The organism is Streptococcus orisasini, assembly GCF_001431045.1.
Taxonomy (GTDB): domain Bacteria; phylum Bacillota; class Bacilli; order Lactobacillales; family Streptococcaceae; genus Streptococcus; species Streptococcus orisasini.
In genome coordinates, this window is the sequence record NZ_BCLE01000020.1 from 65594 (window position 1) to 81537 (window position 15944).

Below are 15944 nucleotides of genomic sequence, written 5' to 3' on the forward strand. Positions count from 1 at the left end.
CAAAAAAGGCTTATTTTCTGCCTTTTACCGCTGATAGGCAGGTCATTTCAGTCTTAAAAAAGGACTGCCATTTTGCAAAGATGATGGATTTGTCAGCAATTGACAGCGCTATCAAAAAAAATTATAATCTGTAGTGCAGCAGCTGCTTTTGCTGTTTGTTGTTGTTCACTTCTTTTCAATTGTGCAGCCAAAGGAGAATACATGAAAGCCTTTTATCAACTACTTAAAGAAAAATTTCCCACTAAAGCAGATATTCTGACTGAAATTATCAATTTGGAAGCCATCTGCCATTTACCTAAAGGAACAGAGCACTTTGTCAGCGACATACACGGGGAATACCCTGCTTTTGATTATATTTTGCGAACTTGTTCGGGATCTATCAAATCTAAAATTCAGGAATGCTTTGATCTTTACCAGCTATCGGCTATAGACAGTAAAGAATTCTGCCTGTTTGTTTACTACCCCGAACAAAAAATAGCTTCTGATAAGCAGGAGCTTTCGGCAAAAGCTTTGCAGAAAAAACTTATTTCTTTGGTGCCTATTCAGATTCAGGTTCTTAAATATCTTAGCAATAAGTACACGCGCTCTAAGGTTCGCAAAAGTCTGCCGGCTAATTTTGCTTATATTATCGAAGAGCTCTTGGCAGAAATTGAGCGGAATCCTGATAAAGAAGGCTATTTTGATGCTATTATTGATAAGATTACAGAACTTAATCAGCTAGAGGAGCTGATTATAGCACTGTCTTATGTTATTCAGCGCTTGGCGGTGGATGTCTTGCATGTTGTCGGTGATATTTATGACCGTGGCAAATACCCTGATATTATTTTAAAACGGCTGGAGAAGCTGCCTAATGTTGATATTCAGTGGGGCAATCATGACATTACCTGGATGGGGGCTGTTTCAGGTTCCCATGTCTGTATGATTAATGTCATTCGTATTGCTGCCAGATATAATAATTTAACCTTGATTGAAGATCGCTATGGAATCAATTTGAGAAAGCTTGTTGATTACAGCCGCAAGTATTACCAGCCTGTGCCAGCTTTTGATCCTATTTTGGATGAAGGCTGTCTGTCTCAGGAAGAAAGCGACTTGCTGAACCTTGTTCAACAGGCAACAGCCATTTTGCAGTTTAAACTGGAAAATAGCCTGATTCACCGTCAGCCGGACTTTCATCTGGAACACCGTCAGCTTCTGGAAATGATTGATTATAAGAAAAAGACGATTTGTTTGCAGGGGAAAACCTACACTCTATCAAACTTCAACAGCAGCTGTATTGTAGCTGAAGATCCTAGCTGCCTGAGCGAGGAAGAAGAAGAACTTCTGCAGCAATTGATGCATGCCTTTCAGACTTCTGAGTGTCTGAAACGTCATATTGATTTTCTCTTTGAAAAAGGCTCTATGTATCTGAAGTACAATGGCAATCTGCTTTTTCACGGCTGTATTCCCCTGCATGAAAACGGTGATTTTAGATCGCTGAAGGTAAAAGATAGCAGCTATTCCGGCAAGAAGCTTCTGGATTTTTATGAAGATCAGATTCGCCGGTCTTACCACCATCCCGATAAGCATAATGACTTTGCGACAGATTTGTTCTGGTACCTTTGGGTAGGGGAAAACTCATCTCTTTTTGGAAAAAAAGCCATGACAACCTTTGAGCGTTATTTTATTGAGGACAAGGCAACACATGAAGAAATAAAAAATCCTTATTACCGATTGCGAAATGAGGAAACAGTTTGCCGGGATATTTTGAAGGAATTTGGTCTGAGTGAAGAAGGGCATATTATTAATGGACATACGCCTGTAAAAGAAAAAGACGGGGAAACTCCTGTTAAGGCCAATGGTAAAATGCTTGTTATTGATGGTGGTTTTGCCAAGGCTTACCAAAAGAAAACAGGTCTTGCAGGCTATACCCTAGTTTTTAATAGCTATGGTATGGTGCTGGTAGCGCACCAACCCTTTACAAGCAGTCAAGATGTTTTGACAGGAAAGTACGACATTCTCTCAAGCAGACGTCTGGTTGAAGAGTCCAGTCGCCGTATTTTAGTCAAAGATACCAATATCGGCCATCGTATTTGCGATGAAATCAAACATTTAGAATACCTTTATCGACACTTTGATAATTATTAAATCCCAGCAGGTAAGCAACTAGCTGCTGGAACAATTAAAAGTATAAGACTGGAACGAACTTAAGCTTTCCAGTCTCAGACTGAAGAAAAAGTCAACTTTTATCAAAAGAATTATTGTGTTATGATACTTTCCTTAGGTAGCGCGGACGGCAAAACCAAACGCCAACGCTATAGCTTTTGACTAGGTTTTGCATTAGATTGCCGTTAGAAATAATATCGATTTCTAACGGCAACCGTCGCAGTAACTTCCTTTGGAATTTCATACTTAGATTTTGAGCCCAAGTCTCAAAATCTCCGAACGCCAGAAATCACTCATTTCTGGCGTTTTTGCTACAGCGGAAAGTATCTGGGTCAGGCTCGTTTCATTCGTCTAGTTATTTATAGATTGTTAATTGATATTATCCTAAGATGTTTGTGCTTGTGACATTCTAACTATAGAGTTTGTCTACAACCTAAGACTGGAACGAACTTAAGCTTTCCAGTCTTTATTTTTGCTCAGGTATTTTGTTGCAATCTTGTCTCAAGTTTAAGAAGCCGTGTTGATTTTTTTCTTCATACTTTTAGTTACATTTATTTTCATTTTGTGACTTGCCCTCTTTTTAAAAATGCTTTAAGATAGAGTTATGAACATTAAGGAAGAAATTCAGCAGCTGGCTCGAGAAATCGGGATTTCAAAAATTGGTTTTACGACTGCCGATGATTTTGCTTATTTGGAAAAATCGCTGCGCGCTTCTGTTGAGGAAGGGCGTTCTTCGGGTTTTGAACATAAAAATATTGAAGAACGAATCAAACCCAAGCTGTCCTTGGCAAGTGCTAAAACGATTATCTCTGTTGCTGTAGCCTATCCCAACAAACTACCTGTTAAACCGCCCAAAACGCAGTATCGTCGCGGCAAAATCACCCCTAACAGCTGGGGCTTGGATTATCACTATGTTCTGCAGGACAAGCTCAAACAGTTGGCCGACGGAATCGAAAAGCTGACTGAAAATTTTGAGTATAAAGGCATGGTTGATACAGGTGCCTTGGTTGATACAGCCGTTGCCAGACGGGCTGGGATAGGCTTTATTGGGAAAAACGGTTTGGTCATTTCCAAGGAATTTGGCTCTTATATGTATCTGGGAGAATTGATTACCAATCTGGAAATTGAGCCTGACAGTCCGGTTGATTATGACTGTGGCGACTGCCGCCGCTGTTTGGACGCCTGTCCGACATCCTGCTTGCTTGGTGACGGATCAATGAATGCCAAACGCTGCCTGTCTTTTCAGACACAGGATAAGGGCATGATGGATCTTGAATTTAGAAAGAAAATCAAGACTGTCATTTACGGCTGCGATATTTGCCAAATCTGCTGTCCTTATAATAAAGGGCTCAATAATCCTTTGGCCAGCACAATTGATCCCGAACTGGCAGAACCAGAGCTGATTCCTTTTTTAAATTTGTCTAACAGTCAGTTTAAGAAAAGATTTGGTATGATTGCTGCTTCCTGGCGAGGGAAAAATATTTTACAGCGCAATGCCATCATTGCTCTGGCCAATGCTCATGACAAAAGCGCTGTTGTTAAACTGCTGGAAATCATTGACAGCAGCCAAAATCCTATTCACGCTGCAACGGCCATCTGGGCCTTGGGCGAAATTGTCAAAAAACCGACAGAGGACCTGCGGGACTTTATTTTAAGCATTGATTCAGACAACGAAGCTATCATAAAAGAACGAGATGCTGTGCTTAATAGATGGCAATTTTAAATGAACTATGTTAGAATAAAACAGATACTGAAAAATGAGGTATGAACTATGGATATGGCAGAAATGCGCCAAAAATTAGCAGAAAACAAAGAAAAGCTGACTGGCTTTCGGAGGTCTCTTTGACTTAGAGCGGTTAGAAGAAGAGATTGCTCTTTTAGAAAATCGAATGACCGAGCCTGACTTTTGGGATGACAATATTGCCGCTCAAAAAACATCGCAAGAGTTAAACGAGTTAAAGCTTAAATATGATACTTTCCGCAGCATGGAAGACTTATCCGATGAAGCTGAGATTCTGTATGAATTGGCAGATGAAGAGCCGTCAATGCAGGCGGACTTGGAAGAAAGTCTGGAAAAACTGGACAAGATGATGTCCAACTATGAAATGACGCTTCTTTTGTCAGAACCTTACGATGCCAATAATGCGATTTTAGAAATTCATCCGGGTTCAGGCGGTACAGAAGCTCAGGACTGGGGAGATATGCTGCTGCGCATGTATACACGCTTTGGCAACAGCAAAAACTTCAAGGTAGAAGTTCTGGATTACCAAGCGGGCGACGAGGCTGGTATTAAGTCTGTGACCCTATCTTTTGAAGGTTCCAATGCTTATGGTCTTTTGAAGTCAGAAATGGGGGTTCACCGTTTGGTAAGAATCTCACCGTTTGACTCGGCTAAACGCCGTCACACCTCCTTTGCCTCTGTCGAAGTCATGCCCGAACTGGATGATACGATTGAAGTAGATATTCGGGATGAGGACATCAAAATGGATACCTTTCGTTCCGGCGGCGCCGGCGGCCAAAATGTCAACAAAGTCTCAACAGGAGTTCGCCTGACTCACATACCAACTGGTATCGTAGTAGCTTCAACAGTTGACCGTACGCAATATGGCAACCGCGATCGGGCTATGAAAATGCTGCAGGCAAAGCTCTATCAACTGGAGCAGGAAAAGAAGGCTCAGGAAGTAGATGCTCTTAAAGGTGATAAAAAAGAAATCACTTGGGGCAGTCAGATTCGCTCCTACGTCTTTACCCCCTATACCATGGTAAAAGATCATCGTACAGGTTATGAAGTTGCTCAGGTCGATAAGGTTATGGACGGTGAATTGGACGGCTTTATTGATGCCTTTCTCAAATGGCGTATGGAATAGCCTGCTGATTTTATCAGAGGAGTACAATTATCCAAAATTATTAAAGAAAAGGAAACAGACACATGGCATTAATTCAAATGAAGGGTGTTACCAAAAAGTATCACCGCAGCGTAACTGCCTTGAGAAATATATCGATTTCAGTCAATCAAGGCGAATTTGTCTATTTGGTAGGGCCGTCAGGCGCTGGAAAATCAACCTTTATCAAACTGCTTTACCGTGAAGAAAGAACAACCAAAGGTTTGCTTAAGGTCGGTAAATTTAATCTGGCCAGAATGAAAAAGCGGGAAGTCCCTATTCTTCGCCGTAGTATTGGGGTTGTCTTTCAGGACTATAAACTTCTGCCCAATAAGACAGTGTTTGAAAACATTGCCTTTGCCATGGAAGTTATCGGCGAAAAACCACGTATTATTAAAAAACGGGTAGCAGAAGTCCTTGATTTGGTCGGACTCAAGCATAAGATGCGTTCTTTCCCTGATCAGCTTTCAGGTGGGGAACAGCAGCGGGTGGCAATTGCCCGGGCTATTGTTAACAATCCTAAAGTTTTGATTGCCGATGAACCTACCGGAAACTTAGACCCTGAAATTTCATGGGAAATTATGCAATTGCTAGAGCGTATCAATCTTCAAGGGACTACTGTCTTGATGGCGACCCACAACCGCCAGATTGTAAATACGCTTCGCCACCGTGTGGTTGCCATTGAAGATGGCCGCATCGTTCGCGATGAAGAGGAAGGAGATTACGGATACAATGATTAGAAGATTTTTCCGTCATTTATGGCAGTCCATTAAAAATATCAAGCGCAATGGCTGGATGTCTATTGCGGCTATCACATCTGTAGCAGTTACCCTGACTCTGGTCGGTATCTTTGCAGCCTTTCTCCTAAATACTGAAAAATTAGCATCAGGTATTGAAAAGAACGTTCAAATCAATACCTATTTGCAGGTTGACTCTAAAGATAATGTGAAATCTTATGTTGATGCCAATGATAACAATAAAAAAGTTGACAATCCTGATTATCACAAAGTTTATAATCAAATTCAAAAACTTAAAAATGTTAAATCGATTACCTTTTCAAGTAAGGACGAACAGCTGGAAAAATTAAAGAAGACAATGGGTGATGACTGGACCTTGTTTGATGGGGACTCCAATCCTTTGTATGATGTTTATATTGTGCAGACAACTTCACCTCGCAAGGTTAAGTCAGTAGCTAAGGCTATTGATAAAATATCAGGTGTTGATTCAGTTGCTTACGGTGGTACCGATACAGACCGCATTTTTGGCATAGCTAATTTTGTCCGTACCTGGGGATTGGTTGGAACAGGCCTTTTGGTTCTAGTTGCTATCTTTTTGATTTCAAATACTATCCGTATTACCATCCTTTCCCGCCGCAATGAAATTCAAATCATGCGCTTGGTCGGTGCTAAAAACGGTTATATCAGAATGCCTTTCTTCTTTGAAGGAGCTTGGGTTGGCCTTATCGGAGCTATTGTTCCAGCCTTAATTGTTGGTTACTTGTATCATTTTGCCTTCGAACAATTCAATCCTAATTTGGCTAGCCAAAACTTATCTCTTTATGAACCCAATCCTTTTGTCTTCTACCTCATTGGAGCTATGTTTATCATCGGGATTATTATCGGAGCTCTCGGTTCCATCTTATCTATGAGACGCTTCTTGAAGATATAAAAAAAGTGGCTCATTCTCAACTGTAGTGGATGACGAAAAGCTAAGTCTTGGAGAGAACCAATTTGGTTCTCTCCTTTTCGATGTTCAAAATTAGGGAAATCCCTTTCTTAAAGTTAGGGAAATTTCGATAGCCGAAGCCTTGAGTTTTGGGAAAGTAGATCCCAAATTTACAAGGCTTCTAGGAGCAATTTTTTTCCTGGTCAACATGTCTTCTCAGCAGCGATGGTGAGGCTTTACCTTTACCAAGTTAGTCCCCGTATTGATGTGTTTTTGCCTAGCTTTTTCTGTCATTCAAGCCTTCTGCAGAGCCCTAATTGGAGTTCACTATCCCAAGAATGTCATTCTAAGGTATTTTGTCGGCTTCCCAGTGAGGGTCTCGCTTCTCAATTTTTTCCGTTCACGACATAAGCGTGCACAGCGCAAAATTTTTGGTATCCTATAGGTGTCGCTTGGCAAAGCAGACAAAAAAGAAAGTTATCTGGAATTGATCAGCCAGATACTTTCCAGTAAATTTAACTCAAAAAGTTATAAACTTCTCAATACAGAAATTTGATATAAAAAATTAATGTGATAATAACAATCAATTTTAAGAGAGGGAAAAATTAAGATGAAGAAATTAGAGCGTATCTCCACAAAGATTTTGCGTTGGGCCTATTAATCTTAACAACTATAGCTTTTGTAACTGCTCTAGCAACATATAATTGGTTATATTATGGAAAATCCATACTTTTTTGGTTACCAGCAGTTCTGGTATTATTAGTAACTGCTTTGTTAGCTTATTTGGTAAAAAAACAATTGGAAATGAGATCTGAGCCCGTATTGATTTTTAATACACTTCAGCAAATTATTGGTATATTAATCGCCTTAGTTATAGGTCTTTTTGCACTGGTATACAAAGCATTAGATACTAAAATTAATGATGGTAATGAGGTCTATTGGATACTTTTTGCTATTATCTTACCCATCTTTGTTTGGAATGCTGTTGAACTCTATAAAGAGCTAAAAAGAAGAAACAAGAATAGGTAAAGCCAAAGCCTAATAGTTGTCTTAGGTATTCTGTTATTATCGTAATTCTTATTGCTTTTACTAAAATTATGGAGAATGATTAACTATGACAGTTAATTTTCATCAATACAAATAACTGTCTAATGTAAAGTTATCAGCCATTAAGAGCGGTGGCAACCGCTTGAAAGATTTTCTTTAAAAGCGAATCAATTATAATTACAAGAAAATAAAAGGAGAAGTTATTTATGAATCGTTACAAATCATTAATATTATTCTCAGCGACAGCATTGTTGTTAGTAGGTAGTATGACTTACGCTGATGAAGTGAGTCAAAATGCTGACCAAGGGCAAGCACCCGCAGCCGTTACGCAAACTCATAGTCAAGTAAACCAACCAACTGTGGTTAATCAAGAGACCGATCAAGCTGAGATAAATCAACAGGAACAGAACTCGACAGCTCCTGAGGAAATTTCACAAATACAAGGTGCCACAGAGAATCAGGAACAAGCTACCGATTCTTCTCAAGAATCTCTAAATCAAGCACCTGAAGAATCACATAGCCAACAAACTCCTGCTGCCGAAGCTGAGGCGGATACAGCAACAGTAACAGAAAGTAAGAGTCAAGAAGGGCGAGACAATCCTGATATTTCAACGGAAGAATACGAGGCAAATGTGTCCAACCTCAAACAGGTTACGATGGCAGATGTTTATCACATGTTTGATGACCAAAATGGCAGCTATACGCTCTATCTCGGCCGTTCAACTTGTATCTATTGTCGGAAGTTCTCATCAGTCATCAAGGATTTTAATAATCTTTCTGGCGGTCAAGTCTATTACTATAATACAGACAGTGCAGACTTTAGTTCTGCCTCGAAAGAATTTTTAAGAAGCAAAATTGGAACCTTTGGAACCCCAACGGTGCTCCATTTAGAAAAAGGTGAGATTGTCTCTGGTCAATTGGGTAGTGGCGGTACGGCTCAAGACTTATATAACAAGGTGTTCCAACCTGCAGATACTGCGACTAACAACTCCCAAGATGCCATATCTAGCCAACAATCTCACAACATCGGCAGCGCGATAGAAAAGGCTGAACAACCGACTCATCCAGATACAGATACGACACCAGATGATATCTCACTAAAGATTAGTGATCAACTGCAAACGAAAGAAAGAGTGAAATCAAAAAAAGAAAAATTGGATATTAATACTTTAACGAAAATTATCAATAAAGCTTTGTTACTTTTTGATAGACTCTTGGTTAAGTTCGAAGCTTAAACCATTACCCGAAAAGATGTCCATTTTGAACATCTTTTCGGACATTAGTTAACTGTAGTGGGTGCTGAACAGCATAGGTGATTTTGAATGTGGGTCTTTTATTACAAGCAATTCTGTGGTATTTTTAAGCTGTCTCATAAGTCACTTTCTAATGGTGGTGTGGTTGTTTTTCATTATAAGTCTTATGAGGCTTTTTTGTGCTCAAAAAAACCTATAATTTCTGTAGTGGGTAGAATGCCCACTACAGAAATTATAGGGCCGAAAAAACTCTCAGGAGCTTTTTCATTACCGATTAAAGAAGGGGTTAAAGGTCTTTTCATGTCCAATTGTTGTATCAAAGCCATGTCCAGGGAAAACGCTAAAATGATTGGGTAGAGTAAAAAGGTTTTCTTTGATACTATTAATAAGTTCATCAAAATTTCCAGTAGGCAAATCTGTCCGTCCAATACTTTCTCTAAAGAGAGCATCACCAGAAAGTATAATTTCGTCATCAGTAAAAATAAAGGAAACGCTGCCCCAAGAGTGTCCAGGTGTTGGGACAACCTTGAAATGAAAACCAGCTATATGGTAATCCGTGTTGTTCTCAAAGAAAAAATCAGCAGGGGCAGCAATCACATCTTCCATGTCGCTGTGGCGATCTAATCCCGACAAATTGTCAATCGGGCTACCTAGCCAAGCAGCTTCCTTTTCAGAAACATAAACTGGTGGATGATTAAAATGCTGACGCACCAAATCAAGACTCATAATATGGTCATAATGTGTATGAGTCAGCAAAATAGCCGCTAAGGGTTTGTTGATTGCAGTTAATTGGGCTAGAATGTCATCACCATTACTTCCGGGATCCACTAAGAGAACGGCCTCTTCATTAACAAGGTAATAGGTATTTTCGTAAGCAGCATCATTTAAAGTTCTTAAGATTTTCATACCTTTAGTTTAACAAAAATGCTTTACTTTTGAAATCAAAAAGAAAGAAAAGCAGTCATTTTTTAATTGACCTCACTTTTTACCAAGTTTATACTAAAGTTAATCGGGAAAATGGAGGTTCTTTATGACAAAAGTTGCTATTGTTACTGGTGCAGGACAGGGAATTGGTCTTGCTATTGCCAAACGTCTTTATCAGGATGGCTTTAAAGTAGCTATTCTTGATTATAATACTCAGGCTGCTCAAGACGCGGCTGCTGGACTTTCAGAAACAGATGCTGTTGCTGTAACGGTAGATGTGTCTAAACGCGACGATGTTTTTGCAGCCTTTGATAAGGTTGTTGAAAAATTTGGGGATTTGACAGTTGTTGTTAATAATGCCGGTCTTGGTCCGACGACTCCAGTTGAAACAATCACTGAGGAGCAGTTTAAGCAGGTCTATGGTGTCAATGTTGGCGGCGTTATTTGGGGAATTCAGGCCGCTCAAAAGCATTTTAAAGCTTTGGGGCACGGCGGAAAAATCATTAATGCAAGCTCTCAGGCAGGCGTGGTCGGCAATCCGGAATTAACGCTTTATTCAGGAACCAAGTTTGCTGTGCGCGGCATCACACAGGTAACAGCGCGTGATTTAGCTAAGGATGGTATTACTGTCAATGCCTTTGCACCTGGGATTGTCAAAACACCAATGATGTATGACATTGCTCACAGAGTGGGCAAAAATGCCGGCAAAGATGATGAATGGGGCATGCGGCAGTTTGCCAAAGATATCACTTTGCAGCGTTTATCAGAGCCAGAGGATGTGGCCAATGTTGTTGCTTTTTTGGCTGGACCTGATTCGGATTATGTTACGGGTCAGACCCTGCTGGTTGATGGTGGCATGCAGTTTCATTAACATAAAAGGCTCAAATATTAGAGTCCAAGCTGGAGAAGGAAGCTATGCTTTATTTTCTTCAGCTTTTTTATTGCCGGAAAAAAAATATCAGTAAATAATCAGAAAATTTTGTCATTTTTCTAGAATTCTCTGAAAAATTATGCTAGACTAAAAAAGTAGAAACTAGAAAGAAGAAATGTTTATGGATAGAAAAATGAATTTTGTCATGATTTCCCCTCATTTTCCGACTAATTTTGAAACCTTTGCCCATCGCTTGCATGAAAATGGCATCAATACTTTGGGAATTGCTGACAGTCCTTATGAAGAGCTAAGTCAGGGTCTGCGCGATCATTTGACAGAATACTACCGTGTAGACAATATGGAAGACTACGATCAGGTTTACCGCGCCGTGGCTTATTTTGCCCACAAGTATGGAAGAATTGACCGTATCGAATCCCATAATGAATACTGGCTGGAGCTGGATGCCCACCTGCGGACGGATTTCAACGTGTTTGGCTATAAAAATGAAGACATGCTCTCCATCAAGACCAAGGCACAGATGAAGGAAATCTTCCGCAAAACAGGGCTCAAGGTCGCTCGCGGCCGCGTCTTTACCAGTGCTGATGATGCCAGAGCTTTGACTAAGGAACTTGATTTTCCGGTCATTATCAAGCCTAATTCCGGTGTGGGAGCTTCTGACACCTATAAGATTAAATCTGAGCAAGAATTGGAAGACTTTTTTGGCTATCGCAATCCTCAAGTGGAATACATTATGGAAGAATTCATTGATGGGGATATTGTGACCTTTGACGGTCTGACTGACCATGAGGGCAATATTGTCTTTTATTCCAGCTTAGAGTATTCGGAAGCCGTTCTTGATACGGTAGAAAAAGATGGCGATATGTTTTATTATGTACCGCGGGATATTGCACCTGAGCTTATTGAACTAGGCAAGAAGTGTGTGCAGGCTTTTAATGTCAAGGAACGTTTCTTCCATTTTGAATTCTTCCGTATTAAAAAGACTAAAGACTTAATGGCGCTTGAAGTTAACTGTCGTCCACCGGGTGGCTTGACCATTGATATGTGGAATTATGCGGATGATTTTGATATTTTTGACCAATATGCTAAAGTGGTTAAAGACAACCAATTTACCGCAGATGTGCAGCATCGCTACAATGTTGTTTATATTTCGCGTAAAGCCAATAAGAATTATGTCCACAGCATAGCAGATATTGAAGCCAAATACGGACACCATATCATTGATATCGAATCTGTCCCTGGCATATTTGCAAAAATCATGGGAGAAGTTGGCATTTTGGCTCGGACTGAAACCATGGATGAGTTGCGTGAGATTGTCCAATTTGCTCAGGCAAAACAGTAACTCTGTGTTTTAGGCTACATTTAATAGTTTAGAAAGGAAGAGAGCAGACACAAAACAATTGTGTTTAACTGCTCGCAATATCTCATATATGCATTTTGAAAGAAGAAGCCAATGGTCGGGAGAACTCGGCCGCGAAATGTACTTTAATGTTTACGGTCATGCCGGCAAACCTGTCATCGTTTTTCCATCGTCAGGTGGCAGCCAAAATGAATACGGTGATTTTGGCATGATTGAGGCCTGTCAGGATTTTATCAACCGCGGTCTGGTGAAGTTTTACACACCCGACTCTCTGGATAAGGAATCGTGGCTAGCTCAAGGAAAGTCAGGCCATGATATGGCGCTTGCCCATGAGGCTTATGACCGTTATATTATCCATGAATTGGTGCCGCTGATTCGCTATGAATCCAATTGGGACGGTGGTATGATTGCTACCGGCTGTTCGATGGGAGCTTTTCACACTGTGAATTTTGCCCTGCGCCATCCGGATTTATTTGATGCTGCTATCGCCTTGTCCGGTGTTTATGATGCACGCTTTTTCACCGGTGATTTTGCTGGAGACTTAGCCGTTTATTACAATTCTCCTATTGATTATCTCTGGAATCAAAATGATCCTTGGTTCCTAGACCACTACCGCCGCAATCGCTTTATCGTGGCTGTCGGTCAGGGAGCCTGGGAAGAGCCGCATGTGATTGACACGATTCGCCTGCAGGAAGCATTTGAAGCTAAGTCAATTCCAGCCTGGTTTGACTTCTGGGGACACGATGTTGCCCATGATTGGAATTGGTGGCGCGTGCAGATGCCGTATTTCTTAGGAAAATTGGAAGAAGAAGGGCGGATTTGATAAAAAATAGCTCTTGACTTGTGTTTTAATTCAAATTATAAAAGAAGTATCTTTTTATTCGTTTTAAAGCAAATATTTTTGCTGTTTATTTCTAATTAAGAGCAATACAAATCAATTTGTTTTTTTTTAAAATGAATATTATAAAGAAGGTTGTAATCAAGTTTTGCTTGATTAATAAACCAAAATAGGGAAAGGAGACTACAAGAATTTTTTATAATTGGAAATCATCATTTTATAACTAATGCTGTTTGTATAAACACATTATAATTTGAAAATTTAAAAAAATATTAAGGAGATTATATTATGTCTAATTATTCAATTAAAGAATAAGTTAATAAATAAAGGAAACTATTATGTTAATGATATTAGTATTGTTCCTAATATCTCAGTTGTTATTTTTATTTATTGGACGAATAAACATTTTTCTATGGGCTTAGGTTGTCACAAAAATCAATATGAAGCATTTTTAAAGGCGTTCAAGGAAGCTTCTGGATTTGGGAATCATTTATTTCCAAATGTTGAAAAGGAAAAGATTTCTTTTACAGACTTTATTTCGGGGCAGGAGTATACCCACAATGCATATACGGATTATTTTGAAAAGCACGTCTCTTTAAAGTTATTGCTGGAAACCTATAACTATTTAAAAGCAGCTGAGAGTCTTGATAATTGGATACTGAGAGATAGAACTTTTTCAATAGACGATTTCTTAATAGCTTCTAATCATCTCAATATTCCCATAAGTCTTCAATTGCAAGAAACGGCCTCAGCAATGAATTATTGTAAGTTGGTCAGAGTCTATTCTACTGAAGGCTTTCCTTCAATTGATAATACAAAAATAGACCCCAAAAATTGTAAAATTTCTTATTACAAAGATAAAAATCAGTCTTTTCCAAATGAGAAAAAGTATCTGCCTTTTCCATAATTTTCAGTATTAATATAACTTGGAGGTAACCATCGGTCATGTTAAAAAAATTATTGGCACTGTTTAGATTTCAGCTAAATATAACTCTGTCCAATAAATTCTTTTTGGTCTATACTTTGCTTTTGCCGGCTGTCAATTTGTTTGTTGCTTTGGACAAAAGAGAAACGGCCTTACATGCTCAAGAGAAACTTGTTTTGTTAACCCCCTATATTTCTTATATTATTGTTATAGCTATGTTATTTGGCTGGGCAGGAAATATCGTTTCTCTAAGAGAAAATAACTACCTCAAAGTTTTTTCTAGCCTAACGGGTTCAAAATTTTATGTTTTTACTGTCAATTTGCTAGTTAACTTTTTTTTAGCAATCGTACAGGTCAATATTCTGCTCCTGATTTTTGAATGTATCAATAGAAGTATTGATTTAAAATTATTTTTATTTTTTAATACTTTAACTGTTTTGGGAGTAGCTGTTTGCTTTTTTGCTTTTGCTGTCTTTTTAAAATTCTCGGTAAATGCAATAACCTTACAGGCTGTCTTAATGTCTTATCTGCTGATTTCTTTACTGTCATTGGAATACGTCCCTGAAAATGCCATTCTGAAAGGAGCGTTTCATTTTGTCAACCTCTTTTCTCTGGTTAATGAGATTGGCTTAGTGGTAGGTGGTAAGCTTACGACTGTAACTCCGCTATGCGTGCCGGTAGTCGTGTGGTTTATTGTAGGCACTTATTGTCTGAAAAAGTCATCGGTATTTTCAATAAAAGATAGGAATTAACATGCATATAGAAAATTTTGATTTAAAAATAAACCAGGAACTCTTATTGGATAATGCCAGCATGTCGTTTGAAACTAAGAAATTAAATCTTATTATCGGCAGAAATGGTGTTGGAAAGACATTGTTATTGGACTTGATCTCTGATTTAGATCATAATCGGCCTAAAAACTTTCACGGTTTTCCTGAAAGCAGCCGGATAATTTATCACAGTCAGGGTCTGCCTTTTATTGCAGAAGCCACTGTAAAAGATACGATAGCCTTGATTGGCGATCTGTCCAAAGACAGTGCAGTCACAATGGACTATCTTCCTCAAAAAATTAGAAATAATTTGGATAAACCTTTTGGTGCTTTGTCTATGGGGGAGCGTAGATACCTGACCATCTGGTTATTTTTGCAGATTGAGAGAGATTTGTATATTTTCGATGAACCCTTTGCTAATTTAGACTTGGGTGTTATTTCTGATATCTTAAATCTCTTTTACGATAAACTGAACCAAGGAAAGCAGATGATACTCACCTCTCATCAATTTGATTTTTTAATTCCTGAAAAAACACACATCATTTTTATTGAGGAGAGACAGGTCAGATTTAATGATAGTCTGACAGCTTTTTTAGATCATTATCAGTCATTTGGTCAGGCCTTTGATATATAATAATCTTTCAGGCTGATTTTTTCGAATCGTTTTCAAATCATAGAAAAACATGACAGACTGCTGTAATCATTAGCGGTCTGTCATGTTTTTTATTTATTCTTTTAGGGTAAATTTTAAGAATTCAATAAAGTGATCTGCCCAGTATTTTTCATGGTGAATTTCATTAGCCATGATGTGCAAATCAATGTTTTCCATGGGGTGTCCTGTGCGCAGAAGGGATTGATAGTAGTGGAGGGTGCAGTCAATATAGGCCTGATTCATGTTTGGAGCAAAGGCTTCATCTACCTCATCGCCTTCTTTGGTGCCGACCTGAATAAAGACTTTGCTGTCTGTATTTAGAGGATGGTGATCGCAAAAGCGCAGGAAATCACGTTCGCTGAACCAGGAAGCTAAGGAAAAGACACCCAGATTACCGAAGATGTCAGGATAGGCTGCTCCCATGTAGGCAGTGATAATGCCACCCATAGATGAGCCGGCCAATAAAGTGTTTTGGCGGTCGGATTGAGTTCGATAATTGTCATCAATAAAGGGTTTGACTGTGTTGACTAGCCAGTCGCCGTAGGCCATACCGTCACCGCCGCTACTGGCGGTTTTAGGGGTTGTTTCAACGGCTGT

General features: G+C 39.3%; 14 protein-coding genes and 1 pseudogene. 13 read left to right on the forward strand and 2 right to left on the reverse strand.

Annotated features, from left to right (window positions below; genetic code table 11):
- Positions 1-201 precede the first annotated feature (201 nt).
- From SCSH_RS03930 to SCSH_RS03960, 7 genes and pseudogenes are all read left to right on the forward strand, one after another.
- A complete protein-coding gene (locus SCSH_RS03930; RefSeq protein WP_057490594.1) occupies positions 202-2124 on the forward strand; it encodes a fructose-bisphosphatase class III in 1923 nt (640 codons plus the stop codon).
- A gap of 622 nt (positions 2125-2746) precedes the next feature.
- On the forward strand, positions 2747-3865 hold the full coding sequence (gene queG / locus SCSH_RS03935; RefSeq protein ID WP_057490595.1) for a tRNA epoxyqueuosine(34) reductase QueG: 1119 nt from the start codon (positions 2747-2749) through the stop codon (positions 3863-3865).
- A 48-nt stretch (positions 3866-3913) separates the two neighbouring features.
- Positions 3914-5009, forward strand: a protein-coding gene (prfB, locus tag SCSH_RS03940; RefSeq protein ID WP_152972505.1) for a peptide chain release factor 2 whose coding sequence is annotated in 2 segments (ribosomal slippage) — positions 3914-3985 and positions 3987-5009 — 1095 coding nt in all. Because the reading frame shifts where the segments join, the coding sequence is not laid out codon by codon here.
- 62 nt (positions 5010-5071) lie between these two features.
- Complete coding sequence (gene ftsE / locus SCSH_RS03945) at positions 5072-5764, forward strand: cell division ATP-binding protein FtsE (RefSeq protein WP_057490597.1); 693 nt, start codon at positions 5072-5074, stop codon at positions 5762-5764.
- Positions 5757-6692, forward strand: a complete 936-nt coding sequence (ftsX, locus tag SCSH_RS03950; RefSeq protein WP_057490598.1) for a permease-like cell division protein FtsX — start codon at positions 5757-5759, stop codon at positions 6690-6692. The genes ftsE and ftsX overlap by 8 nt, the downstream gene beginning before the upstream one ends.
- 607 nt (positions 6693-7299) lie before the next feature.
- Positions 7300-7718: pseudogene (locus SCSH_RS03955) on the forward strand (hypothetical protein).
- Between the two features lie 224 nt (positions 7719-7942).
- Positions 7943-8971, forward strand: a complete 1029-nt coding sequence (locus SCSH_RS03960; RefSeq protein WP_057490599.1) for a DUF6568 family protein — start codon at positions 7943-7945, stop codon at positions 8969-8971.
- Positions 8972-9256: 285 nt separating this feature from the next.
- Here SCSH_RS03960 and SCSH_RS03965 read toward each other — a convergent pair whose 3' ends face one another.
- Positions 9257-9895 carry an MBL fold metallo-hydrolase gene (locus SCSH_RS03965; RefSeq protein WP_057490600.1) on the reverse strand — a complete coding sequence of 213 codons (639 nt, stop codon included), beginning with the start codon at positions 9893-9895 and terminating at the stop codon, positions 9257-9259.
- Between the two features lie 124 nt (positions 9896-10019).
- Here SCSH_RS03965 and SCSH_RS03970 point away from each other — a divergent pair, with 124 nt between their 5' ends.
- From SCSH_RS03970 to SCSH_RS03995, 6 genes are all read left to right on the forward strand, one after another.
- A complete protein-coding gene (locus SCSH_RS03970) occupies positions 10020-10784 on the forward strand; it encodes a (S)-acetoin forming diacetyl reductase (RefSeq protein ID WP_057490601.1) in 765 nt (254 codons plus the stop codon).
- A gap of 181 nt (positions 10785-10965) precedes the next feature.
- On the forward strand, positions 10966-12144 hold the full coding sequence (locus tag SCSH_RS03975) for an ATP-grasp domain-containing protein (RefSeq protein ID WP_057490602.1): 1179 nt from the start codon (positions 10966-10968) through the stop codon (positions 12142-12144).
- Between the two features lie 88 nt (positions 12145-12232).
- The gene (locus SCSH_RS03980; RefSeq protein ID WP_057490605.1) at positions 12233-12985 is read left to right on the forward strand and encodes an esterase family protein; all 753 of its coding nucleotides are present in this window, start codon (positions 12233-12235) and stop codon (positions 12983-12985) included.
- A 427-nt stretch (positions 12986-13412) separates the two neighbouring features.
- Entirely contained in the window at positions 13413-13907 is a 495-nt protein-coding gene (locus tag SCSH_RS11365) for a hypothetical protein (protein WP_057490603.1), read from the forward strand.
- Between the two features lie 38 nt (positions 13908-13945).
- Positions 13946-14677, forward strand: coding sequence for a hypothetical protein (locus tag SCSH_RS03990; RefSeq protein WP_003087589.1), 732 nt, complete (start codon positions 13946-13948; stop codon positions 14675-14677).
- Between the two features lies 1 nt (position 14678).
- Positions 14679-15329, forward strand: a complete 651-nt coding sequence (locus SCSH_RS03995; protein ID WP_003087590.1) for an ATP-binding cassette domain-containing protein — start codon at positions 14679-14681, stop codon at positions 15327-15329.
- A gap of 93 nt (positions 15330-15422) precedes the next feature.
- On the opposite strand, the gene SCSH_RS04000 is transcribed toward SCSH_RS03995, so the two are convergent.
- Positions 15423-15944 (reverse strand): alpha/beta hydrolase (locus SCSH_RS04000; protein ID WP_193743679.1); only part of this gene is annotated, 522 nt, incomplete at its 5' end.

Bases quoted from the DNA above. Each gene is read 5' to 3' on its own strand.
- SCSH_RS03975 (WP_057490602.1), top strand. From the start codon at position 10,966: ATGGATAGAAAAATGAATTTTGTCATGATTTCCCCTCATTTTCCGACT.
- SCSH_RS03980 (WP_057490605.1), top strand. From the start codon at position 12,233: ATGCATTTTGAAAGAAGAAGCCAATGGTCGGGAGAACTCGGCCGCGAA.
- SCSH_RS03990 (WP_003087589.1), top strand. From the start codon at position 13,946: ATGTTAAAAAAATTATTGGCACTGTTTAGATTTCAGCTAAATATAACT.
- queG (WP_057490595.1), top strand. From the start codon at position 2,747: ATGAACATTAAGGAAGAAATTCAGCAGCTGGCTCGAGAAATCGGGATT.
- SCSH_RS11365 (WP_057490603.1), top strand. From the start codon at position 13,413: ATGGGCTTAGGTTGTCACAAAAATCAATATGAAGCATTTTTAAAGGCG.
- SCSH_RS03995 (WP_003087590.1), top strand. From the start codon at position 14,679: ATGCATATAGAAAATTTTGATTTAAAAATAAACCAGGAACTCTTATTG.
- SCSH_RS03965 (WP_057490600.1), bottom strand. From the start codon at position 9,895: ATGAAAATCTTAAGAACTTTAAATGATGCTGCTTACGAAAATACCTAT.
- ftsX (WP_057490598.1), top strand. From the start codon at position 5,757: ATGATTAGAAGATTTTTCCGTCATTTATGGCAGTCCATTAAAAATATC.
- SCSH_RS03960 (WP_057490599.1), top strand. From the start codon at position 7,943: ATGAATCGTTACAAATCATTAATATTATTCTCAGCGACAGCATTGTTG.
- SCSH_RS03930 (WP_057490594.1), top strand. From the start codon at position 202: ATGAAAGCCTTTTATCAACTACTTAAAGAAAAATTTCCCACTAAAGCA.
- SCSH_RS03970 (WP_057490601.1), top strand. From the start codon at position 10,020: ATGACAAAAGTTGCTATTGTTACTGGTGCAGGACAGGGAATTGGTCTT.
- ftsE (WP_057490597.1), top strand. From the start codon at position 5,072: ATGGCATTAATTCAAATGAAGGGTGTTACCAAAAAGTATCACCGCAGC.